The organism is Rufibacter radiotolerans, from assembly GCF_001078055.1.
Classification (GTDB): domain Bacteria; phylum Bacteroidota; class Bacteroidia; order Cytophagales; family Hymenobacteraceae; genus Nibribacter; species Nibribacter radiotolerans.
This window is the reverse complement of record NZ_CP010777.1, coordinates 4477747-4499177: the sequence shown is the minus strand read 5'-3', so window position 1 is coordinate 4499177 and position 21431 is coordinate 4477747. Positions and strand designations below refer to the sequence as shown.

Below are 21431 nucleotides of genomic sequence, written 5' to 3'. Positions count from 1 at the left end.
ATAGTATGAGAAATATATTACACAGACTGGGCACCGTAGCCCTTCTTTCCAGCGCTTTCCTCTTTGCGGGTTGTGAGCCCGAATTTGAAGATGACGTTGTCCTGAGCAAAGGCAGCCTTGACTTATCAAAATATGTGGCCGTAGGTAACTCCCTTACCGCCGGGTACCAGGACAATGGCCTGTATCTGGAAGGTCAAGTGTACTCGTACCCTAACATCTTAGCCAATCAGTTTGGGTATGTGGGAGGCGGCGCATTTATTCAACCATTGTTCCAGCCTGGCCAGGAGAATGGGGCAGGGTATATCCGTTTGGGTGGTTTCTCTGCTAGCGGCGCCCCTATGCTAGTGCCTGTCACTAATAACTTAGCCATAAGAAAAGATGTAGCACCTTTGCCTGGTGGGCCTAGGCTTACTAAATTCTCTGGGGCAGTGAATAACTGGGGAGTCCCGGGCATCTCTATTTTGGCTAGCGCCACCCCTCTGTACGGAGGCGTTAACCCTTACTTTGAACGTCTGTTGCCAGATGCAGAGGTAGGGCAGAAGAGCTACATAGAGAAAGTAGTGGCCACACAGCCTACCTTCTTTTCTGTTTGGTTAGGAAACAATGACGTGTTGGGGTATGCCACTGCTGGCGGTGTAGAAGACCCCGCTAACCCATTTGGAGGAATCACCGCTCCTGCTCAGTTCTCAGCCATTTACTCCCAACTAGTTGCTGGCCTTTCCAGAAACAAGACTGCTAAGGGTATTGTCGCTACTATTCCAGATGTTCGGGCAGTTCCTTTCTTTACCACAGTGGGCCCTACGTTCAAAGCCGGGTTACCAGCCGCGGTAACAGCCGTGGTAGCGCTTACCAAAAGTGGAGCGAGCCGCAAAGTTATCCCTCGTAACGATATCAGATCAGGCACCACCGGTACCACCTTATTCACTCTTACTTCTACCGCCTATCTGGGTCTTCTGGGACAGCCTACTGGCAGATACTGGAGAGATCAGGCACGCGCAAAATTCCCGACTGATGCCGCCGCCAGAGACCAGGAGATTAGAAGGTACTTACAAACCTACCAGCTTGACACAACCAAGATGTTTGGTTTAAGCGGTGAAAACCCTTTGCCTAGTGCTTTGGTGTTAGACGCAGACGAACAAGCCGATATCCAGGCTGCTACAACTGCCTATAACAATACTATTAAGGCGGTGGCACAGGCAAACGATTTAGCTGTATTTGATGCCTTTGAGTTCTTTAACAGTATTCAAACTCCTTTCAGCATGAATGGCGTTTCCTACTCACCAGCGTATATTACAGGCAATCTGTTTTCTCTGGACGGAGTACACCCTACGCCTAGAGGCTATGCCGTTATTGCTAATGAGATGATAAAAGCTATCAACACCAAATACAATACCTCCATCCCCACTATTGACATAACTCAATTCCGGAGTGTGCTTATCCCATAAGGAGAGCTACTTTCTTTACAATTCTCAAAAGACCAGCCCCAACGGCTGGTCTTTTACTTTGCCCAGGCTTTAACTTCCGCAGTTTTTCTTTTAGGATTTAAGTAGTTTTAAAGCAGTTTCGTATAAAGAGTTTTATTTGACGGCTTATGAAGAACTACCCACTCCTCCTGCTTTTATTTTGCGCCACCCTATTTACCACCGCCTGTAGCAAAGACGATGAAGACCCAGCCCCTACCAAGGAGGAAATGGTACAGAACAAGCGGTGGCAGATCACGGGCTTTACCGTGTCTAACATCTTGATAGGGACCATTGACTACTATGCCTCCCTTGAGAGCTGCCAGAAAGACAATTACCTGGAGTTCAAGCCCGGCAATGTGCTGTTAGCCAATGAAGGAGCCACCAAGTGTGACCCCGCCGCTCCCCAGCAAACCCAGGGCACCTGGAAAATAGAGGGTGACGTAATGACCTTATCAGCGCCGGGGCTTACGGCTGGCCTGCCCGTGACTGAACTGAAACTGACCATAAAGGAACTGACTGCCACTACCCTTACCGCTGACTTTAATGAAAGCATCTCTGGCCTGCCCGTCACCGGCACGGTGAAAATGACGGCCATGTAAAACCCCTTGCCTTCTGACCTTTGCCAGGCACTCAAGTAGTAAAAATTAAGCCGGAACCCTTGGCCTTATTGTGAATTCATAGTAAGGCCAAGGGTTCCGGCTTTTTTGTGGGCCTTAAGGAACATCCAAACAGATATCTAAATTGATTTGCGTCTGCCACTGGTTAAGGCCACAAAGAAAACAACAGTAATCTTTCTCTCCGCCAACTTCTCCAGCCTCCTCTCGTAATTTAAAATATCCTTCTTTTTATTGGATTTATATAAATCAAAAAGGATAAACAAGGATAGGTTTAAATCTCTGTTGCTTTTTTTATCCCTGATTTTGATTGCCTTACAAGAAACGTTTCCCGTCATCTTGAATCAATTACATCTTAAACTGTTTTAGCTCCGTTTAATCCCCATTCTTTACCCTAATTTTTAAGAGCCCATGAAAAAACATTATTTGCTCCTCACTATTCTGGCCATTTTCTCTTTATCCTTTACCGCGTGTAACGATGATGATGAGGACGAAAAACCAGATGACAAAAAGCTTTTGACCGGCAAGAGCTGGAAAATAACCGCCTTCACAGCGGCCCAAGGGCCTGCTTCCTATGATATCTATTCAGACATGGAGCCCTGCGACCAGGATGACCTCTGGAAGTTCTCAGACAATGGCTCTTATGAAATAAATGAAGGCCCCAGTAAGTGTGATCCTAATTCTGCGCAGGTGTATGAGTCTGGAACCTACACCCTTGATAATAAGACTCTCATAACTACTGAATCTGGCAGCTCCAATACCTATAAAGTAGTGGAAATCACAGCTACCACCCTTAAGCTCACTACAGAGCAGGCTATCAGCGGCACCAATACCACCTTCAATCTCACCTTTGCCGGGCAATAACCTGGCCCGTACCATAAACAGAAAAGGAAGCCCAAGGCTTCCTTTTCTGTTTATAAGTATTTCTGTTTTGGGCTTGTTTTTAGGAAAACGGCCCTAAAACGGCTAGTGCGCCTGTAGCCAGTTCTCACCGGTTCCCAGGCCCACCTCCATAGGTACGCTCAGCGGGAAGGCGTTTTTCATGAGCTCCTCAATCTTAGGCTGCACAATAGGTAATTCGTCTTTAAGCACGTCAAACACCAATTCATCATGCACCTGCAAGATCATGCGGCTGGCCAGCTTCTGCTCGCGCAGCCATTGGTCAATGTTGATCATGGCAATCTTGATGATGTCTGCCGCAGTGCCCTGGATAGGTGCGTTGATGGCGTTTCGTTCGGCGTAGCCGCGTACGTTCTGGTTGCGGCTGTTGATATCCCGCAGGTAGCGGCGGCGGCCCAGCAGGGTCTCCACAAATTCCTTCTCGCGGGCCTCGTTGATGGCGCTGTCCATGTACTGCTTCACCGCCGGAAACTCCTGGAAATAGGCTTCAATGATCTCGGCGGCCTCGCGGCGCGGAATAGCCAGGCGTTCGGCCAGGCCGAACGCGGAGATACCGTAGATGATCCCGAAGTTGATGGTCTTAGCCTTGCGGCGCATGTCTGAGTCCACCTCCTCCACGGGCACGTGGAACACCTTGGCGGCCGTAGAAGCGTGAATGTCCAAGCCCTTCTGGAAGGCCTCTTTCATGGTGGCGTCATTGCTGAAGTGCGCCATGATTCTTAGCTCAATCTGCGAATAATCTGCAGACAGCAGCACGTGGTTTTCATCACGGGGCACGAAGGCTTTGCGTATCTCGCGGCCCTTCTCTGTCCTGATGGGGATGTTCTGCAGGTTGGGGTTGGTGGAGCTCAATCGGCCGGTAGCGGCCACGGCCTGGTTGTAAGATGTGTGCAGACGGTTATCCTCTTTGCAAATCAATTGCGGCAGGGCGTCCACGTAGGTGCTCTTGAGTTTGGTGAGTTGCCGGTGGTCCAGAATGAGCTGCACAATCTCGTGCTCAAAGGCCAGCTTGGACAAGATCTCTTCGCCGGTGGCATACTGCCCGGTTTTGGTTTTTTTGATCTTATTTCCGCCCAACTGCATACGGTCAAACAGCACCTCACCCAACTGCTTAGGCGACCCGATGTTGAATTCCATGCCCGCCAGGTTGAAGATCTTCTGCTCAATTTCCTGTATGCTGGCCTGCAGTGAGACTGAAGACTCGGCCAGCGCCTCAGCGTCTATGCTTACGCCTTCGCGCTCCATGTGGCCCAGCACGCGCACCAGCGGGTTCTCCACGTCATTGAACAGGCGTTTCAGGCCTTGTTTTTCTAAAAGTGGGTCAAAGTAGTTTTTGAGTTGCAGGGTGACATCTGCGTCTTCACAGGCATATTCATAAATCTGCAAAGCGGGCAGCTTATCCATGGTGAGCTGGTGCTTGCCTTTGCCCAGCAGCGTTTCAATAGCGATGGGGGTGTAGTGCAGATACGTCTCGGCGAGCAGGTCCATGTTGTGGCGCATGTCGGGCTCCAGCAGGTAGTGGGCCAGCATGGTGTCAAAGAGCGGACCTTGCACGTCTATGCCGTAGCGCTGCAGCACCACCAGGTCATACTTAATGTTCTGGCCAATCTTGGTAATGGTGGGGCTCTCCAGAATCTCCTTGAACTCCTGCACTATCTCGCGGGCGGCGTCCTCATCCTGTGGGGGCACCGGTATGTAATAGGCCTCGCCAGGCAGATAACAGAATGAGATGCCCACCAGACGGGCCGTAATGGCGTCTATGCTGGTGGTCTCGGTGTCAAAGGACACCTCTTTCTGCAGTTTTAAATATTTAAGCAATTGCTGCCGTTGTTCTGGGGTGGTCAGCAAATGGTATTCATGCAAAGTGGTGTCAATGGTTTTCCTGATGCCGGTTACATATTCCCCACCGGCGGTTTCCCGTTCGGCACCTTCTTCCGGGGCCATGGTCTCCCCCGCAGGCATGTCAAACAAAGAGGTCTGCCCCATAGGCTTGTCAGACTTAAAGCCTTTGCCCACAGTGGGTTTGTTGGAGATGGGCTTTGGAACGGCCGGCGAGGCGGTACCCAGCACGCGGGTGGCCAATTGCCGGAACTCCAGCTCATCAAACAGCGCAGCCAGCTTGTCCATATCCGGGCCTTCATACAGCAGGCCCTGCTCGTCAAAGTCAATGGGCACGTCCAGGTGAATGGTGGCCAGTTCCTTGGACATCAGGCCTTGCTCGGCATACGTTTCCACGTTCTCTTTCTGCTTGCCTTTGAGCTCATGGGAGTGGGCAATGAGGTTCTCCACCGACCCATATTTCTGGATGAGCGTCTTCGCGGTTTTCTCGCCTATTCCGGGTATACCGGGTATATTATCCACGGCATCGCCCTGCAACCCCAGAATGTCAATCACCTGCTTTACGTTACTGATCTCCCAGCGCTCCAGCACCTTGGGTTTGTCTATGACCTCAATGGCGTTGCCCAGAAACGCCGGCTTATAGACGAAGACGTGGTCGGTGACCAGTTGATAGTAGTCCTTGTCCGGGGTCATCATGAAGACGTCAAACCCGGCTTTCTCAGCCTTGCAGGAAAGCGTGCCAATGATGTCATCGGCCTCAAACCCGTCCAGCATCATGCCGGGTATCCCGAAGGCGGCCACAATCTTCTTCACGTAGGGTATGGCGATGGAGATATCTTCGGGCATGGCCTGCCGATTGGCCTTGTACTCCACAAAATTGTCGTGCCGGAAGGTCTTGGAAGGCGCGTCATAGCACACGCCAATATGGGTAGGCTTCTCGCGGTTGAGCAGGTCTACCAACGTGTTGGTAAAGCCCAGCGCGGCGCCGGTATTCATGCCTTTGGAGTTGATTCTGGGGTTCTTACTGAACGCGAAGTGGGCCCGGTAAATGAGCGCCATGGCGTCTAGCAGAAACAGGCGTTTGTCTGGTGTACTCATAGAAACGAAGGTACGGGCAATGCCGCGGTTGTGCAATGGGTTACCCTATATAACTGCGGAACGCGGAGAAGGTTAGGGCAATGCTTGTAGTTCTGTTGCCTTCGCTTTGGTGCTTGCAGTTGGCTATAGCTGGCGTGATGGCTGGTGTCGCCTGAGTGTTGTATTCTTTTTCCGCCATTGCTCGCGTAGTATCCTTTCTTGCCTGAGTCCTTATGCTTGGTTGTTTCATTTGTTCCCTCCGAGCGCTCACGGCCGCGGGGCCCCGTCTTTCCCCCTCGCACTGCCCTTGCGGCCTAGACTTGTTTATCGCTCTTAGTAAAGCTATCACAGGGCCACAAGCGAGGCGCTCGAGGTAAAGACTGGAAACGGGGGAATGAAAGTTTAGCTCTTCCGGATTTGCAATCCGGAAGTTCCGAAAGGGGGGATTTGCAATCCCCGACGGTTGCGATTTTGTCCTTGGTTCCCGGCGGATTGCAAATCCCCGGACAGCATGGCGCGTGTGAGGAATGTGTTTTAAGCCCATTTTTTGAAAAACAGGCCCAAAACACTGCAACGCCTCTTCAACGCAAACTCCCCCTTGAGGGGGGCGAAGGGGGGTGTCTACATAAAAGACCATATCCGCATGAGCCATCGGCACAGACGCTCGCAGGAGCTGTGAACGCTACGAGGTCTTTGAAGAAACGGCATTAGCCCCACAACCAACGCAATACCTGCGCTGCTGCTGGTGTCCCTAGAGCCCAAGAACCAAAGCTGATGTCCACTTCCTCGCTCCCATCAAAGGAAACCACTCTTGCACAACAGAATAAATTTTTCCGCCTTTCTGCCATAGAATGTAGGCATTACAGTGTAATTCTATCCTTGAACCGAACACTTCTCCATATCCTTCGTTTTAACTTAACTACTAATTATTAGCACTTTGCAAGTGCATCTTGTATCTTCATGTAGGATCTAAAACATTTCACCTATGGAAATTGAGAAAGACAAGCTCCTCTGGAAAATGGCGAAAAAGCGGGTAGCTTTTCGCAGACACCTGTTCACGTACCTAATGGTTAACCTGGTTATGTGGGCCGTCTGGCATTTCTCCAACGGAGATAGCTTTACGGTAGATGGCTTGCCCTGGCCCGCCTGGGTGACCTTTGGCTGGGGAACAGGCCTGGCCTTCAATTTCTATGACGCCTATTATGGCTTCCAGGATGATGCCACTGAACGGGAGTATGAGAAGCTGGCACGCAAGAAGAAGGTGTAGAACCTTCCAGATAAATTAGTTAAGTTTGCTCACAGACATAACTAGTAAACCGATGCCAAAATTTAGACCTGGTGTTCTGTACGGAGATGAGGTGCAGGACTTATTTGATTACGCCAACAAACACAACTTCGCACTGCCAGCCGTAAACGTGATTGGCACTAACTCCATCAACGCGGTTCTAGAAACAGCTAAGGCGGTAAACTCGCCGGTTATCATTCAATTCTCCCAGGGCGGCGCGCAATTCTATGCGGGCAAAGGCCTTAACAATGACGGCCAGGCCGCTGCTATTGCTGGGGCTATCTCTGGCGCGCACCATGTACACTTAATGGCCGAGGCCTATGGCGTACCGGTGGTGTTGCACACAGACCATGCCGCCCGCAAACTGTTGCCTTGGATTGACGGCTTACTAGATGCCGGCGAAAAATTCCATGCCCAACACGGCAAGCCCCTGTTCAGCTCCCATATGCTGGATCTTTCTGAAGAGGAACTGGAAGAGAACATCTCTACCTGCGCCTCATATCTGGACCGCATGAACAAACTGGGCATGACCATTGAAATTGAACTGGGCGTGACTGGTGGAGAGGAAGACGGCGTAGACAACTCAGACGTTGACAGCGCGCACCTCTACACCCAGCCAGAGCACGTAGCCCATGCCTATGAGGAACTGAAGAAGATCAGCCATCGCTTCACTGTAGCGGCCGCCTTCGGAAACGTGCACGGCGTGTACAAGCCCGGCAACGTCGAGCTTCGCCCCGAGATCCTGAAAAACTCCCAGGATTTCATCCAGCAGAAATACGGCACCTCTGAGAACCCGGTACACTTTGTATTCCACGGCGGCTCTGGCTCTGAGAAAGAGAAGATCAAGGAAGCCATTGAGTACGGCGCCATCAAAATGAACATTGACACTGACATGCAGTGGGCATTCTGGGACGGCATCAAGAACTACTACGAAGACAAAAAAGGCTACCTGCAAGCCCAGATCGGCAACCCCGACGGCGAAGACAGCCCGAACAAGAAATACTATGACCCCCGCGTGTGGTTACGCAAAGGCGAAGAGACCTTCATTGCCCGCCTTAAAGAGGCCTTTGAAGACCTCAACTGCCTGAACCGAAACGCATAGGTTTAATGTGCTATTTATAACCAGCACATGTCCATAAAAACAGAGAAGCCGCCCCATTTGGAGCGGCTTCTCTGTTTTATTCAAAATAGGTTATCTCTTCATTAACAATACGCCATCTCCCATCCACCTTTTTTAAACTATAGGAATGACCATAACCACATAAGCGGTCACAAGCAAAGGCCAATTCTATGTAGGCTCTAGAAAAGTCTTTAGAAACCACAGGGTTGGAGAAGATATAAAACGCGGTTGCTTTTCCTGGAGATTCATTTAACTTTTCTTCCAGATTCAACAAAGCCTCTACTTTTATTCCGTCTGCTCTTAAATTTTTAATGGTATTACGCTTTTTCAACCAAGTGCTATTTAATAACATAAGGTATGCAGAATCCTCTGGTGCAAATAACTTACTAGTGCCTAAAGAATCAGCTTTGACTGAAAGCAAATCTTTCCACCGTATACCTTCCCCGGGTAAGACAACAGGATGATTAGAAGTATCTAGTAAAATCCTAAAGCTGTTTACCACAGCACTCAAAGAATATTGTCCTGACTTACCAATAAGAACCGGCAAACTATCCTCCTGGATTATAGTCCTGATGATAGAATGAAGTTCTATCTCTGGTGGCAATGGCAATTTAGTATCAACGGTTTTTTCATTACCACAAGAGCTAAAAATCAATAAAGACATCACCGTTAAAAGGGAAAGTATTCGCATATATCTTTCTTTTGTTTGAAGATGTCAAATCATTGCTCATTCCACACTTGAAAGTAAAATAAAGAGAAGAACAATCTAACTCTCTCTTCCACCTATTTCCCACCCTGGTTCAAGTTTCTCAACTTGGACCTACCATGGGCGGAAGCTTTCAACTTCCGTGAGGCACAGCCTCAAAACCGGTTCTCAGGGATATTAAAAGAAACAAGCCCCTAGCAGCTGGAACCACGGACAGGTCAAGCCCTGTCCCTACATTAACGTGGCGTCACCCTACTGCAGGAAAGCCATTGGCACAGACGCTCGCAGGAGCTGCGCAAGCTATGAGGTCTTTTGAGCCAAGGCAGTTCTAACTGGGAAATCTTCCACCCGCCGGGCGATGCAGGCATTGCAGCGGACCAGCAGCAGTAGGCTTACCTGCCCTGGACCTGGCGGAGGGCCGCTGCCGCGTAGCCCGAACCATGGGCAGGGCAAGCAGTAGCGGAACAATTGGCAACGGCGTAAGCTCCCTACGCAGCAGAGGACGGTTGCCCGGTGGTACCTTTTTGATGCCCCGCCTGTCTGAGCGGCAGCGAGTTCGGGGGTTCTTGATTCTTTTGATTACTTTTCTTATCAAGGAGAAAAGAGACAGACGCGGGCCGGGTGCAACTATAGTCTGGAGGCTTGACAGGAGGGGATTAGAGAGTAAAAGCGCAATGGCAGAAGGAGAAGCAGTCTTAGTCGTTGGTGAGAACACCAACAACGGCGAAGACGGCGAATTGCTTAAAAAGAAAAAGCCCTCACCAGTTAAAAACCAGCAAAGGCTATCTTCCATCATTTTAAACCTGTTTTCAAGAAAACAAGCCCAAAACACATTCTATAAAATCAAATCCTTCCTTGGCGAAGACGAAAAGCTACCAACTAGAGCCTGCCCCGCCGCCTCCGAAGCTTCCGCCCCCGAAGCCGCCGAAACCGCCACCCCCTCCTCCAAAGCCACCACCGCCGCCGCCAAACACGCCGCGTCCGCCAGAGAAGTCACCGAAGATAACGGGTGGGAAGAAAGGTCCGCCCAGGGTACGCATGCCGCCGCCCCGGCCACCTTTGCCACCGCCTCTACGGCTCATGATAAAGATGATAATTAAGACACCAATGATGATCCAAAGGAAGGGGATTCCGCCTTCATCCTCACCCTGCCGCTCTTTGGGATCGGCTTTGTATTCGCCGCTGGCCACGTCTATGATAAAGCTGGTGCCTTTGTCAAGGCCGGCGTAGTAATTGCCCTGCTGGTACTCGGGTTTGATGGTGTATTCTGTAATGCGTTTGGCAATAGCGTCTGGCACCACGCCTTCCATGCCGTAGCCGGTGGCAATGAATACTTTGCGCTCCTGCACCGCGGTAAGGATTAAGATACCGTTGTTCTTGCCCTTCTGGCCAATGCCCCACTGCTCAGCTAACTGAAACGCGTAGTCAGAGATGTCATAGGGACCAATAGAGGTAATGTTGACAACGGCAATCTGGGTAGAGGTACTGTCACTGTAGTTGACCAGTTTTTGCTCCAGGGCCGCCTCTTCCTCCGGGGAAAGGATATTGGCCAGGTCATTGACCAGGCGCGGGGGCGTAGGCCGGGGCGGGAAATCCTGCGCCAGCCCGGTAAGTGCCCAGCACCACAGCATGCCCAGAAGCCAGATATGTTTTCTCATTTAGTTGGGGTCTCGTCTAGGGTACTACCGAAGGAAATATCATCAGACAACTCATTGATGTCTTTGTGCTCTCCGGCGTAAGGGAAGAAATGCTTGAGCTGCTCACCAGCTTTGTTAATGCCTATGCTCAGGCCGTGGGCGTATTTGCCCTGCTTGAAATCTGCGATCACCTGTTGGGTAATGTCTTCCCAGAAATTCTTGGGTACTACGGCATTAATGCCGGCATCTCCCAGCACGGCAAACTTATGGCTTTTCATGGCCACATAGAACAGCACGCCGTTGCGGAGTTTGGTCTGGTGCATGTGCAGATAGGCAAAGACCTGGGCGGCCCGGTCTAGGACCTCGCCATCACAGGTGTCTTCAATGTGCACCCGTATCTCGCCAGAGGTGTTGTTTTCAGCGTCCTGAATGGCCTTTACAATAATGGCCTCATCTGCTTCGGTGATGTTTTCACGCGCCATAAAAAGGAATTCTGAGTCTGGAGTCCTGAGTCAAGGAAAGAAATGCGTTTTGGGCCTGTTTTCATGAAAACAGGCCCAAAACGACAGAAGAGGTTGAGGCGTTGCACGTACCGGCAAAGGCAATACTTTTAAAGTCTTGCTACCTGATACGGGTTGCTTTGTGCTACTTTAGAAAGTAACCGTAGGCGCTTTCTGGGCCCCGGCATCGGCCTCAAAGTAGCCTTTCTTCTCAAACCCGAACCAGCCGGCGAAGAAGTTGCGCGGGAACGCCCTGATGTAGGAGTTGTAGTCCTGCACCGAGCCGTTGAATTTCTGGCGCTCTACCGTAATGCGGTTCTCCGTGCCCTCTAGCTGCGCCTGCAGTTCCAGAAAGTTCTGGTTAGCCTTCAGGTCTGGGTACGCCTCGGCGGTAGCCATCAGTCTGGAGAGCGAGCCGCTCAGTTGGCTCTGGGCTTCCTGGAACTTAGCCATGTTCTCGGGCGTCAATTGGTCGGCGTTCAGTTGGATGCTGGTGGCCTTGGCGCGGGCGTTGATGACCGCCTCCAGGGTTGACTTCTCAAAGTTGGCGGCGCCTTTCACGGTGTTCACCAAGTTAGGGATCAGGTCGGCGCGGCGTTGGTACGCGTTCTGCACCTGGGCCCAGGAACTGGACACCTGTTCGTCTTTGGTTACCATGTCATTGTACCCGCAGGAGGTCTGTGAGAGAAGGACTACCAGACCGAAGAAGTAAAGCAATAATTTTTTCATAGTGGTGGGTTTGTTATGCGGTATAGGTATTAGTTACATGCGTACTTCAGGCATAGAAGCATCCTCTATACGGAGTGGGCGCCTAGAATGTACGGTTTTGGTTGAATTTCGTTAAAACAGCCCTAAAACAGACTTCTGCGGGCTCCCTTTTAAAAGGGATTGCACCTTGCTAAAGGTAGCAAGGTTCTGCTCAAATATTCAAGAAAGGCTATTGTTATTTCACCAAGGGCCTGCTTTGCTCTCCAAAACCTCACTGCCTCCTGTGCAGGAAAACCGGCAGAATTGCGTAGCTTGGGGAGTAAAAGCCTTCCTTTTGTTTGTATGAAAGCAGTAATTCCGGTGGCTGGCATGGGCGCCCGTTTACGTCCGCATACCCACACCCAACCCAAAGCGCTGGTTCCGGTGGCCGGAAAAGCCATTCTGGGCCATATTATTGAACGCCTGCAAACCACGGGCATTACCCAGTTTGTGTTTGTGGTGGGTTACCTGGGCGAAAAGATCATGCATTACGTGCAGCGCAAGTACCCCAACATACAGGCCGAGTTTGTGGTGCAGCAGCCCCGTGAAGGCCTGGGCCATGCCCTGTGGGCCGCCCGGGAAACCTTCCGGAACGAAGACAGTGTGCTCATTCAGTTAGGCGACACCATTGTAGACGTAGACATGCAGCAACTCATGCAGTCTGAGCACACCATGCTGGGCGTGAAAATGGTGAAGACGCCCTCTATGTTCGGGATTGCCGACATAGACCGCTTTGGGTTTATCACCAAGGTGGTGGAGAAGCCCAAGATCCCTAAATCCAACTTCGCGCTGGTAGGGCTCTACAAAATTGCGCACCCCGCTAAGCTGGCCGAGGCCCTGGAATACATCATTGACCATGATATACGTACCCAGAACGAGCACCACCTCACCGACGCCCTCATGCACATGATTGAGACCGGCGAGCAAATGGTGCCCCTCACGGTAGACCACTGGTTTGACTGCGGCCGCAAGGAAACCCTGCTCCAGGCCAACGCCACCCTGCTCAACCGCCCTGAGTTCAAACGCGCCGATTACCCCGAGTTTCCCAACACCATCATTATTCCGCCGGTGAGCATTGGCAAAGGCGTGCAGATCTCCAACTCCATTGTGGGGCCCAACGTGGCTATTGGTGAGAGCGCTATTTTGAACTACACCATTGTGCGCAACTCCATCATCGGCGGCTACGCCGAACTGGGCTACGCTGTGCTGGAAGACTCGCTGGTTGGCTCAGATTCCTCGCTCAAAGGCCTGAGCCAGCGCCTGAACATTGGCGACAGCACCGAGATTGATTTTAGCAACTGAGAAGCGTAGCAGGTAGTGCGTATCACGAAGCAAGACTTTTATAATTTACCTTTAAACATCAGGTAGGTAATTCAGGAAGTTCATCTTGATACTTGCTACCTGATACTTGATACCATGCAAAACAGAATTACCCAACTCTTCAACATACAATACCCTATTATACAAGCCGGCATGATCTGGTGCAGTGGCTGGAAACTGGCGGCGGCGGTGAGCAACGCCGGCGGGCTGGGCCTTATTGGCGCCGGCTCTATGTACCCAGATACGCTGCGGGAGCACATCCAGAAATGCAAGGCAGCCACAGATAAACCGTTTGGCGTGAACGTGCCGCTGCTGTACCCAGACCTGGAGGAGCATTTCAAGATCATCATGGAGGAGAAGGTGCCCGTGATAGTGACCTCTGCCGGCAACCCCAAAACCTGGACCAAAAAGCTTCAGGACAACGGCGCCAAGGTGATACATGTGGTGAGCAACGTGAAGTTCGCGCGCAAATGTGAAGAGGCCGGCGTAGATGCCATTGTAGCCGAAGGCTTTGAGGCTGGCGGGCACAATGGCCGCGAGGAAACCACTACCTTCTGTTTGATCCCCATGATACGGGAGGCGGTGAGCTTGCCTTTGATTGCCGCCGGCGGGATTGCAAATGGCAGGGGTATCTTCGGGGCACTGGCCTTAGGAGCCGAGGGCGTGCAGGTAGGCAGCCGTTTTGTAGCCAGCGTGGAATCCAGCGCACACCCCAGCTTCAAAGACCGCGTGATCCATACCCAGGAAGGCGACACCGAGCTTTCCCTGAAGCAACTCACGCCCGTGCGCCTGCTCAAGAACAAATTCTACCAGGACGTAAAAGCCGCCGAACTTCGCGGTGCCTCTACTCTTGAATTAGTAGAACTGCTGGGTTCCCGCCGGGCCAAGCGGGGCATGTACGAGGGTGACCTGGAAGAAGGCGAACTGGAGATTGGCCAGGCCGCCGCTCTGGTGCATGACATAAAGCCCGCCGGCGAGATTGTGCAGGAGATGTGGCAGGAGTTTCTGGCCGCCAAGGCAAGGCTTTGCGCGGATTGGTAGCGCCTTCTATCACAAAATCACCCTGCTTCCAACAGACCTAATTAACTAACACTATATGCTATGGAAAACGAAGCCAAGACAACCGTAACCGTTGAGACCACCGTTCAACAGCCCGTAGAGAAAGTATGGGAACGCTGGACCACCCCAGAACACATCACGCAGTGGAACTTTGCCGCAGACACGTGGCAATGCCCCAACGCCACCAATGACCTGCAACCCGGCGGACGGTTTGTCTGGCGCATGGAAGCCAAAGACGGCAGCATGGGCTTTGACTATTCCGGCACCTATGAGCAGGTAATTCCCTATAAGAAAATTGTGGGCCAGCTAGACGATGACCGTCAGGTGACCATCACGTTTGACGGTCAAGACGGCCAGACCCAGGTAACAGAGACATTTGAGGTGGAAGACCAGAATTCCGTTGACCTGCAAAGAGCCGGTTGGCAAGCCATCTTGGACAACTTTAAAAAGCACGCCGAATCCGTAAAATAACTGCTCCTGTCAACAGAAAAGCCTCTCCATATCTTTTGACCCACGCCACCATTATAGCCGCCCTTCATCAGCATGTCTCCCTCACGCCAGAGGAAGAGGCGGCTTTTTTGGCGATCTGTGAACCCCAAGAGGCCAGGAAAAAGGAGTTTCTCCTGCGCACCGGCGATCAGAACCATGCCTTGTATTTTGTGCAGAGCGGGTGCCTGCGGTCCTTCATCATAGACCAGTCCGGCAAGGAAGTGAACCTGGAGTTTGCCATAGAAGGCTACTGGATCAGTGACGTGGCGTTCAACAAACCCGCCCTGCTGTCTATCCAGGCGCTGGAGCCCACGCAATATGTGGCCATTAACTACAATGCCTTTGACCGGCTCACTAAGCAGTATCCTGTTTTTAACCTGTTTTTCAGAAAACTGCTCCAAAACGGCTACTTCGCGTTTAAGAAGCGCATGCTCACGGGCATGACCCAGACGGCCGCCCAGAACTACCGCGATTTCCTGCTCAAGTTCCCCACGCTCAGCCAGCGCATTGCCCAGTACCACATTGCCTCCTACCTGGGCATCACGCCCGAGTTCTTCAGCTCCATCAAATCTGAGGGCCTGGACCTCTACCGGCAGGACTTTTCGTAAACTGGTAAAAAATAATGACGTTTCCCTGCCGCAAGTTTAGCGCTAGCGTAACTTGTGGTTTCTTATAGTGGGGAGTTTTCAACTTCCCTTCTTCTGCCGGAAAGAAAGGTCCTTGAAATAGATAGAAGGTGCAGAGTAGGTAAGTTTATAAACTTACTCCATGCCAAGCCACAAGTTACGCTAGCGATAAACTTGCGGCAGTGTAATATCAAAGAAGCAGCGCTCATTTCTTAAACTACCTTATTCTTTTCGGTGCAGCCCTTCCCGACCTTTGTGTAGTGAACCTGAGGCAAGGCAGGCTGTGTTTTAAAAACAGTCCCGCCAGCCTTTTCACAGACTTTTCTTCACCCGTTTATTTGATGTACCGTGGAAAGAAGAAGCTTTTTAAAACTAGCAGCCGGAGGAGCCATTACGATGACGACATTAAGCGCTTTCAGAAAATTTACCGGGGAACTTACCCCCCAGGAATATACCATGCCCGTGCTCTTTATTGGCCACGGGTCGCCTATGAACGGCATTGAAGACAACGAGTTCAGCCAGCACTGGGGCAAGATGGCGAAGGAGATACCCGCTCCCAAAGCGGTGCTGGTGGTATCGGCGCACTGGTTTACCAAAGGCACCAAGATCACGGCCATGGACTTCCCCAAGACCATCCATGACTTCGGGGGCTTCCCCAAAGAGCTGTTTGCCGTGCAGTACGCCGCGCCGGGGCATGCCGCGCTGGCCAAGGAGACCGCAGAGCTGGTCAAATCTGCGCACGTAGAACTGGACCATGACTGGGGCCTGGACCACGGCACCTGGACCATCATCCGGCACATGTATCCAGATGCTGAAGTACCCGTTTTACAGCTCAGCATTGACTACACCAAAGGCCCCCAGTACCACTATGACCTGGCCAAGGAACTCACCGCGCTCCGTAAGAAAGGCGTCTTGATAGTGGGCAGCGGCAACATGGTGCACAACCTGCGCATGATGGACTGGGGCATGATCAACGGCGGCGGCTTTGACTGGACCCAGACCATCAATGAGAAGTTCAAGGAACTGATCCTGGCGCGTGACCACCAGCCGCTCATCAACTACCAGACCCTGGGCAAGGAAGCCCTGCTGGCCATCCCCACGGTTGAGCACTACCTTCCGCTTATGTATACGCTGGGGCTGCAGGGCAAAAACGAAGACGCCACGTTCTTCAATGACAAAATGGTGGGTGGCTCCCTCACCATGACCTCCGTGAAAATAGGAGCCTGATTCTTTACCCAACGCTTAAAAACCCTGGAAAGAGGCCGGATTGTTTCCGGCCTCTTTTTTTGAAACGAGTCAGAAACGCATCTTCTTTGAGCAGGCGTTTGGTAAACTGGCCTGCCGGGTGCTGGTGAGCGTATAAGATTTCTAGTGGGAAAAGCCTGACTTGCTGTAATATATGAGAGGTTCCTTCTACTAATTTTCTATCACTAAGCACTCTTATTTTATGCTTCAGAACAAAGACTTTTTGGTGCTGCTTATCCGGCTGTTTCTGGGATATATCTTTTTCTCAGCGGGGGTCTGCAAACTCACGCACGGTCAATTCGGGCAGTTGATTGGTCCGCCGTGGCTGGAGGAGAGCCTGGCCAAATATGGGTTAGGCCTGTTTGCGCAGGTGGTGGCCGGGAGCCAGGTTATTTGCGGGGCTTTGCTGTTCTCGCAGCGGTTCAGCACTTTGGGGGCCATCATGCTGGTGCCCATGAACATCTCCATTCTGGCGGTCACCGTCTCTATGAATTGGGCCGGAACGCCATACGTGAACGCGGTCTTTCTATTCCTGAACCTGCTGCTATTGGCCTATGAGTATAAGCGGTTCTGGTTCCTGTTTTCGCCGGCACCGGCGCCGGAAACTACGCCTTCACCGCTGGAAGCTTTCCGGACGGGACGCTGGCCATGGGTTGTTCTGGTGGCCGCGGTGGCTACCCTGGCCGTGGCACCTTTTTCCGGCACCCTGGCGTTTGTGTTCGGGCTGCTCACGTTCATACTGGCGGCTGTAAACCTCCTTAGGTTACCGCTGCTCAGCACTTTAGAGAAAATCATCGTCGGGTTGGCTACGGGCAATATGTGCCTGCTCACGCTGGGCATGAAACTCCCCTACACGCATATGTTGGTGGCGGCTATCAGCGGGATTATCTTTATTCTGCTGCTGGTCAATCTTTGGCTTAGAAGCCGTCGGGTTCCTGAAAATATCACCTCTTTGGCCTGACCTGCCCCTACTATCATCAAACAAAAGAAGCCGGAGCATTTCCGGCCTCTTTTGGCAAAAACAGGCTTAAAACGGGAAGGGCGCTTCTATTTGTACAGCAGATATTTCTTCCGCATTTCTTTGTAGGCTGCTAAGCCCGGTTGCCAGGTTTGCCTGATTTTCTCTTCAGACCAGCCTTCCTGAATCTGCTTCCGGAAATCGGCTACGCCGGCCAGCCGTTCAATCACGCCCATCTGCCTGCTGTAGGAAGAGTCAAAAAACTTCTCTTTCTGCGGATAGGCGTTGTAGAGTTCTATCATCCAGCCCAGGTTAATTTGTCGCTTCCGGCGCAGCTGTTCCACGTCATACCCGCGCAGGTCCAGGCCGTAGCAGACCTCATTCATGTGCAACGGGGTTTCGCTCATGCCTTTGATTCCCACGGGCGTGAAGGAGAACGTATACTTGCCTTGCAGGGCTGGCGCGCCCAGCACGGTAAAGGGCATGTAGGTGCCCCGGCCGAGGTTCAGGATGGTGCCCTCAAACAGGCAGGTGCTGGGGTAGAGCATAATAGACTGCGCGGTATTGAGGTTGGGCGAAGGGTTCACTGGCAACACGTAGGGCAGGTCATGGTGGTAATTGGCGATTTTGATGATGTTGAGTTTGTTCAGCTTCAGGCCCTTCTCCATCCAGCCCTCGCCGTTCACCATCTGCGCAAACTCTCCCACCGTCAACCCATGCGCAATAGGAATTGGGAACTGCCCGATACCCGACTTGTACTTCATGTCCAGGATGGGCCCGTCTATCATGTAGGCATGCGGGTTAGGCCGGTCCAGCACCATTAGCTCCACGTTGTGCTCGGCGGCGGCTTCCATGACATCGCGCAGCGTATTGATGTTGGTATAGAACCGAACGCCCACGTCCTGAATGTCATAGATGAGCACGTCTACCCCCGCCAGGTCCTCTTTGCTGGGCTTTCTCTTTTTGCCGTACAACGAGATAATGGGAATACCCGTTTGGGCGTCTACCTCATCACCCACATGCGTTCCGTTGCTGGCATTACCCCTAAAACCATGCTCTGGCCCGAAGATTTTCACGATCTGCACACCCAGCTTCTGCAGGCTGTCCACGCTTAGTTTATTACCGATGATAGAGGTCTGGTTCACCACCATGGCTACCTTTTTGCCTTTTAGGTAAGGCACGTATTTCTCCGTTTGGTCTGCGCCCGTGATCAGGCTTTTGCCAGAGGTGGCAGCTTTGTTAACAGAACTGATGGATGTGGTTTTGGTACAGGACCCAATGCCCAGTGCCACCGTGAGCAGCCCTATAGACAGAAGAGATAAAAATGAGTTAGGCATGGGGAGGAACTGATAGGTTTAGTGTTCAGATTTTTCTGTGGGTAGCAGCTAATGTAAAGAGATCTTGGCAGCTAAAGAAGGTATTTAATAAATATTAAAAAGTAGACTCGCCTGTTATATACCTTCATCATAAGACGATAGATGGTTTACAGAATAAGCATTACCATTTCCTCTTGTCATCCTCAAAAGACCTTGTGGCCGAACTAGAAAGGCGTTTGCCCAAGCGTCATTACCGTTCGCCACCAAAATCCTTTCAGGATGACAAAGAGAAGGAGAAAGACGTGAAATGAGACTTTGAGATCAGATAAGAAGGCCCAGAGAGTAAGAGAAATAGAGGAAGACAAAAGAGACTTATAAAGAGACTTATAAAAATTTGAGAAGTAAAACCCAGAACGCTAAAAACGAAAAAAGAGGCTGGAACATTTCCGGCCTCTTTTTCTTAAAACTTGGCTAAACCAGCAGACTATTCTTTGTCAATCAGCTCCACACTGCGTTTCACAAACGCGGTTAAGGCTGCTCCGGAAAGCATGTTCTGCGACAATAGCGCCAGGTCATAGGCTTGCTTGGCAATCTTCTCGCCGCGCTCGTCATTGTGCTTTAAGATGCGGTGGTTTACCGGGTGGTTGGCATTGATGGTCACGTTGTACATGTCGGGCATGTTGCCCATCATCATCATGCCTCCGCCGCCCATGCGGCTCATGTCTTTCATGCGGCGCATGAACTCAGGAAGGGTAATGATTACCGGCTGCTCGTCGGTGCTCAGGGCCTCTACCGTTACCGTCATGTTCTGGTTAGAGATTGCTTTCTCAAACAGTTCCTTCAGACGGGTGGTCTCTTCCTCAGACAACACGCTCTCCGGTTTGGCATCGGTCTGGATGAGCTTGTCAATGGTATCGGCGTCTACGCGCTTCAACGTGGTCTTCTCCAGTTTCTGCTCCAGTTGGCCAATGAAGTGCGGGTCAATCATGGTATCCAGTTTCACCACATCATAGTTGCGGTTCTGGGCCGTCTCAATGAACGCGTGCTGTTTCTCCACATCGGTGGTGTACAAGATGATCAAGTTGCCGTCTTTGTCGGTTTGGTTGGCCTGTACCAAGGTGCGGTATTCTTCCAGGGTGTGGTACTTGCCCTCGGTGTTTTGCAGCAAGGCAAAATCCTTGGCCTTCTCATAGAACTTATCATCTGAGAGCATGCCGTATTTCACAAACACTGCAATGTCATTCCACTTCTCCTCGTAAGAGGCGCGGTCTTTCTTGTAGAGCTCGTTCAGTTTATCGGCTACCTTACGGGTAATGTAGGTATTGATTTTCTTCACGTTGGCGTCTGCCTGCAGGAACGAGCGGCTCACGTTCAACGGAATGTCCGGAGAATCAATCACGCCGTGCAACAGCATCAGGAACTCCGGCACCACGTCTTTCACCTCATCGGTGATGAACACCTGGCGGCTGTAGAGCTGGATTTTGTTTTTCTGGAAGTCAAACTCGTTCTTCACCTTCGGGAAGTACAGGATACCGGTCAAATTGAACGGGTAGTCCACGTTGAGGTGAATCCAGAAGAGCGGGTCCTCAGAGAACGGGTACAGTTCTTTGTAGAAGTTCTTGTAGTCCTCATCGGTCAAATCAGATGGCGACTTGGTCCAGATAGGGTTAGGGTTGTTGATCACCTCGCCGTTGAACTCTACCGGTACGGGCAGGAACTTGCAGTACTTGTTCAGGATGGTCTGGATGCGGGCCTCTTCCAGGAACTCCTCAGAATCCTCAGCTATGTTCAGGATCACGTCCGTTCCGCGCTCGCGGCGGGTACCGTTGGTGATGGTGAACTCCGTGGAGCCGTCGCACACCCAGTGGGCCGCCTCGGCGCCTTCTTGGTGTGACAAGGTGTCAATCTCTACGGTGCTGGCCACCATAAACGCCGAGTAGAACCCTAGACCGAACTGCCCGATGATCTGGCTCTTGTCAGCATTGGAGTCTTTGTAGCGTTCCACAAACTCGGTGGCGCCGGAGAAGGCAATCTGGTTAATGTATTTCTTGATCTCCTCGGCAGTCATCCCTATCCCGTTGTCTGAGATGATGATCTGCTTTTTCTCCTTGTCTACCTTCACGGTCACTTTCAGCTCGCCCAGCTCGCCTTGCAGCTCGCCAATGCTGGAGAGGCTCTTGGCTTTCTGGCTCGCATCCACGGCGTTAGAAACTAATTCGCGTAGGAAAATCTCGTGGTCTGAGTACAAGAATTTCTTGATGATGGGGAAAATGTTCTCGGTGTGAATTGAAATCGTGCCTTTTTCTTCCATTTCAGTGGTATATAAAATGTTGTGTGTTGCGCTTTGTAGAGGAGGCTTGGCAAAAGCTGTTCCAGAGCGGCAAAAGTGACAGGATGGCAGAAATCCCTAAAAATTTCACCCTTCAGAAATGTCACCTTATTCAGGCGCAGAAAGTAAACAAAAGCCGTTTTAGGCCTGTTTTCCGGAAAACATCCCTAAAACGGCTTCTTGCCAATCTCAAAAACTATT

Annotated in this window: 18 protein-coding genes; 11 read left to right on the top strand and 7 right to left on the bottom strand. The window is 51.5% G+C overall.

The features are described 5' to 3' along the window. Positions 1–5: 5 nt before the first annotated feature. From TH63_RS18320 to TH63_RS18305, 3 genes are all read left to right on the top strand, one after another. Complete coding sequence (locus TH63_RS18320) at positions 6–1445, top strand: SGNH/GDSL hydrolase family protein (protein ID WP_048922226.1); 1440 nt, start codon at positions 6–8, stop codon at positions 1443–1445. A 146-nt stretch (positions 1446–1591) separates the two neighbouring features. Then, positions 1592–2062 carry a lipocalin-like domain-containing protein gene (locus tag TH63_RS18315; RefSeq protein ID WP_048922225.1) on the top strand — a complete coding sequence of 157 codons (471 nt, stop codon included), beginning with the start codon at positions 1592–1594 and terminating at the stop codon, positions 2060–2062. Between the two features lie 426 nt (positions 2063–2488). Beyond that, positions 2489–2941, top strand: a complete 453-nt coding sequence (locus tag TH63_RS18305; RefSeq protein ID WP_048922223.1) for a lipocalin-like domain-containing protein — start codon at positions 2489–2491, stop codon at positions 2939–2941. Positions 2942–3043: 102 nt separating this feature from the next. Here TH63_RS18305 and polA read toward each other — a convergent pair whose 3' ends face one another. Continuing rightward, positions 3044–5914, bottom strand: coding sequence for a DNA polymerase I (gene polA / locus TH63_RS18300; protein ID WP_048922966.1), 2871 nt, complete (start codon positions 5912–5914; stop codon positions 3044–3046). Between the two features lie 964 nt (positions 5915–6878). Between polA and TH63_RS18290 the strand changes: the two genes are divergently transcribed. Both TH63_RS18290 and fbaA read left to right on the top strand, forming a co-directional pair. After that, a complete protein-coding gene (locus TH63_RS18290) occupies positions 6879–7160 on the top strand; it encodes a 2TM domain-containing protein (RefSeq protein ID WP_048922221.1) in 282 nt (93 codons plus the stop codon). A gap of 52 nt (positions 7161–7212) precedes the next feature. Beyond that, positions 7213–8280 carry a class II fructose-bisphosphate aldolase gene (gene fbaA / locus TH63_RS18285; protein WP_048922220.1) on the top strand — a complete coding sequence of 356 codons (1068 nt, stop codon included), beginning with the start codon at positions 7213–7215 and terminating at the stop codon, positions 8278–8280. 76 nt (positions 8281–8356) lie between these two features. Here the strand turns inward: fbaA and TH63_RS18280 are convergent, their stop codons facing one another. The 4 genes from TH63_RS18280 to TH63_RS18265 form a co-directional block, all read right to left on the bottom strand. Then, positions 8357–8989 carry a hypothetical protein gene (locus TH63_RS18280; RefSeq protein ID WP_156180712.1) on the bottom strand — a complete coding sequence of 211 codons (633 nt, stop codon included), beginning with the start codon at positions 8987–8989 and terminating at the stop codon, positions 8357–8359. 887 nt (positions 8990–9876) lie between these two features. Then, positions 9877–10662: a TPM domain-containing protein gene (locus tag TH63_RS18275; protein WP_048922218.1), complete on the bottom strand. Its 786-nt coding sequence runs from the start codon at positions 10660–10662 to the stop codon at positions 9877–9879. Then, complete coding sequence (locus TH63_RS18270; protein WP_048922217.1) at positions 10659–11123, bottom strand: TPM domain-containing protein; 465 nt, start codon at positions 11121–11123, stop codon at positions 10659–10661. The genes TH63_RS18275 and TH63_RS18270 overlap by 4 nt, the downstream gene beginning before the upstream one ends. A 168-nt stretch (positions 11124–11291) precedes the next feature. Continuing rightward, a complete protein-coding gene (locus TH63_RS18265) occupies positions 11292–11870 on the bottom strand; it encodes a LemA family protein (RefSeq protein WP_048922216.1) in 579 nt (192 codons plus the stop codon). A 321-nt stretch (positions 11871–12191) separates the two neighbouring features. On the opposite strand from TH63_RS18265, the gene TH63_RS18260 reads away from it, so the two are divergent. The 6 genes from TH63_RS18260 (at position 12192) to TH63_RS18235 (ending at position 17588) form a co-directional block, all read left to right on the top strand. Further along, entirely contained in the window at positions 12192–13190 is a 999-nt protein-coding gene (locus tag TH63_RS18260; RefSeq protein ID WP_048922215.1) for a sugar phosphate nucleotidyltransferase, read from the top strand. A 114-nt stretch (positions 13191–13304) separates the two neighbouring features. Next, on the top strand, positions 13305–14249 hold the full coding sequence (locus tag TH63_RS18255; protein ID WP_048922214.1) for an NAD(P)H-dependent flavin oxidoreductase: 945 nt from the start codon (positions 13305–13307) through the stop codon (positions 14247–14249). A gap of 60 nt (positions 14250–14309) precedes the next feature. After that, positions 14310–14738 carry an SRPBCC domain-containing protein gene (locus TH63_RS18250; protein ID WP_048922213.1) on the top strand — a complete coding sequence of 143 codons (429 nt, stop codon included), beginning with the start codon at positions 14310–14312 and terminating at the stop codon, positions 14736–14738. Between the two features lie 35 nt (positions 14739–14773). Then, the gene (locus TH63_RS18245) at positions 14774–15364 is read left to right on the top strand and encodes a Crp/Fnr family transcriptional regulator (RefSeq protein ID WP_048922212.1); all 591 of its coding nucleotides are present in this window, start codon (positions 14774–14776) and stop codon (positions 15362–15364) included. A gap of 414 nt (positions 15365–15778) precedes the next feature. Beyond that, positions 15779–16609, top strand: coding sequence for a 4,5-DOPA-extradiol-dioxygenase (gene ygiD, locus TH63_RS18240; protein WP_048922211.1), 831 nt, complete (start codon positions 15779–15781; stop codon positions 16607–16609). Between the two features lie 220 nt (positions 16610–16829). Beyond that, positions 16830–17588 carry a DoxX family membrane protein gene (locus TH63_RS18235; protein WP_048922210.1) on the top strand — a complete coding sequence of 253 codons (759 nt, stop codon included), beginning with the start codon at positions 16830–16832 and terminating at the stop codon, positions 17586–17588. Positions 17589–17674: 86 nt separating this feature from the next. On the opposite strand, the gene TH63_RS18230 is transcribed toward TH63_RS18235, so the two are convergent. Continuing rightward, entirely contained in the window at positions 17675–18922 is a 1248-nt protein-coding gene (locus TH63_RS18230) for an exo-beta-N-acetylmuramidase NamZ family protein (protein WP_048922209.1), read from the bottom strand. A 463-nt stretch (positions 18923–19385) separates the two neighbouring features. Beyond that, entirely contained in the window at positions 19386–21212 is a 1827-nt protein-coding gene (htpG, locus tag TH63_RS18225; protein WP_048922208.1) for a molecular chaperone HtpG, read from the bottom strand. Between the last annotated feature and the right edge of the window lie 219 nt (positions 21213–21431).

What these genes read in the sequence shown, in the direction of transcription:
- TH63_RS18320 (WP_048922226.1), top strand. Translation starts at nt 6, where the DNA reads ATGAGAAATATATTACACAGACTGGGCACCGTAGCCCTTCTTTCCAGC.
- TH63_RS18315 (WP_048922225.1), top strand. Translation starts at nt 1,592, where the DNA reads ATGAAGAACTACCCACTCCTCCTGCTTTTATTTTGCGCCACCCTATTT.
- TH63_RS18305 (WP_048922223.1), top strand. Translation starts at nt 2,489, where the DNA reads ATGAAAAAACATTATTTGCTCCTCACTATTCTGGCCATTTTCTCTTTA.
- polA (WP_048922966.1), bottom strand. Translation starts at nt 5,914, where the DNA reads ATGAGTACACCAGACAAACGCCTGTTTCTGCTAGACGCCATGGCGCTC.
- TH63_RS18290 (WP_048922221.1), top strand. Translation starts at nt 6,879, where the DNA reads ATGGAAATTGAGAAAGACAAGCTCCTCTGGAAAATGGCGAAAAAGCGG.
- fbaA (WP_048922220.1), top strand. Translation starts at nt 7,213, where the DNA reads ATGCCAAAATTTAGACCTGGTGTTCTGTACGGAGATGAGGTGCAGGAC.
- TH63_RS18280 (WP_156180712.1), bottom strand. Translation starts at nt 8,989, where the DNA reads ATGCGAATACTTTCCCTTTTAACGGTGATGTCTTTATTGATTTTTAGC.
- TH63_RS18275 (WP_048922218.1), bottom strand. Translation starts at nt 10,662, where the DNA reads ATGAGAAAACATATCTGGCTTCTGGGCATGCTGTGGTGCTGGGCACTT.
- TH63_RS18270 (WP_048922217.1), bottom strand. Translation starts at nt 11,123, where the DNA reads ATGGCGCGTGAAAACATCACCGAAGCAGATGAGGCCATTATTGTAAAG.
- TH63_RS18265 (WP_048922216.1), bottom strand. Translation starts at nt 11,870, where the DNA reads ATGAAAAAATTATTGCTTTACTTCTTCGGTCTGGTAGTCCTTCTCTCA.
- TH63_RS18260 (WP_048922215.1), top strand. Translation starts at nt 12,192, where the DNA reads ATGAAAGCAGTAATTCCGGTGGCTGGCATGGGCGCCCGTTTACGTCCG.
- TH63_RS18255 (WP_048922214.1), top strand. Translation starts at nt 13,305, where the DNA reads ATGCAAAACAGAATTACCCAACTCTTCAACATACAATACCCTATTATA.
- TH63_RS18250 (WP_048922213.1), top strand. Translation starts at nt 14,310, where the DNA reads ATGGAAAACGAAGCCAAGACAACCGTAACCGTTGAGACCACCGTTCAA.
- ygiD (WP_048922211.1), top strand. Translation starts at nt 15,779, where the DNA reads ATGACGACATTAAGCGCTTTCAGAAAATTTACCGGGGAACTTACCCCC.
- TH63_RS18235 (WP_048922210.1), top strand. Translation starts at nt 16,830, where the DNA reads ATGCTTCAGAACAAAGACTTTTTGGTGCTGCTTATCCGGCTGTTTCTG.
- TH63_RS18230 (WP_048922209.1), bottom strand. Translation starts at nt 18,922, where the DNA reads ATGCCTAACTCATTTTTATCTCTTCTGTCTATAGGGCTGCTCACGGTG.
- htpG (WP_048922208.1), bottom strand. Translation starts at nt 21,212, where the DNA reads ATGGAAGAAAAAGGCACGATTTCAATTCACACCGAGAACATTTTCCCC.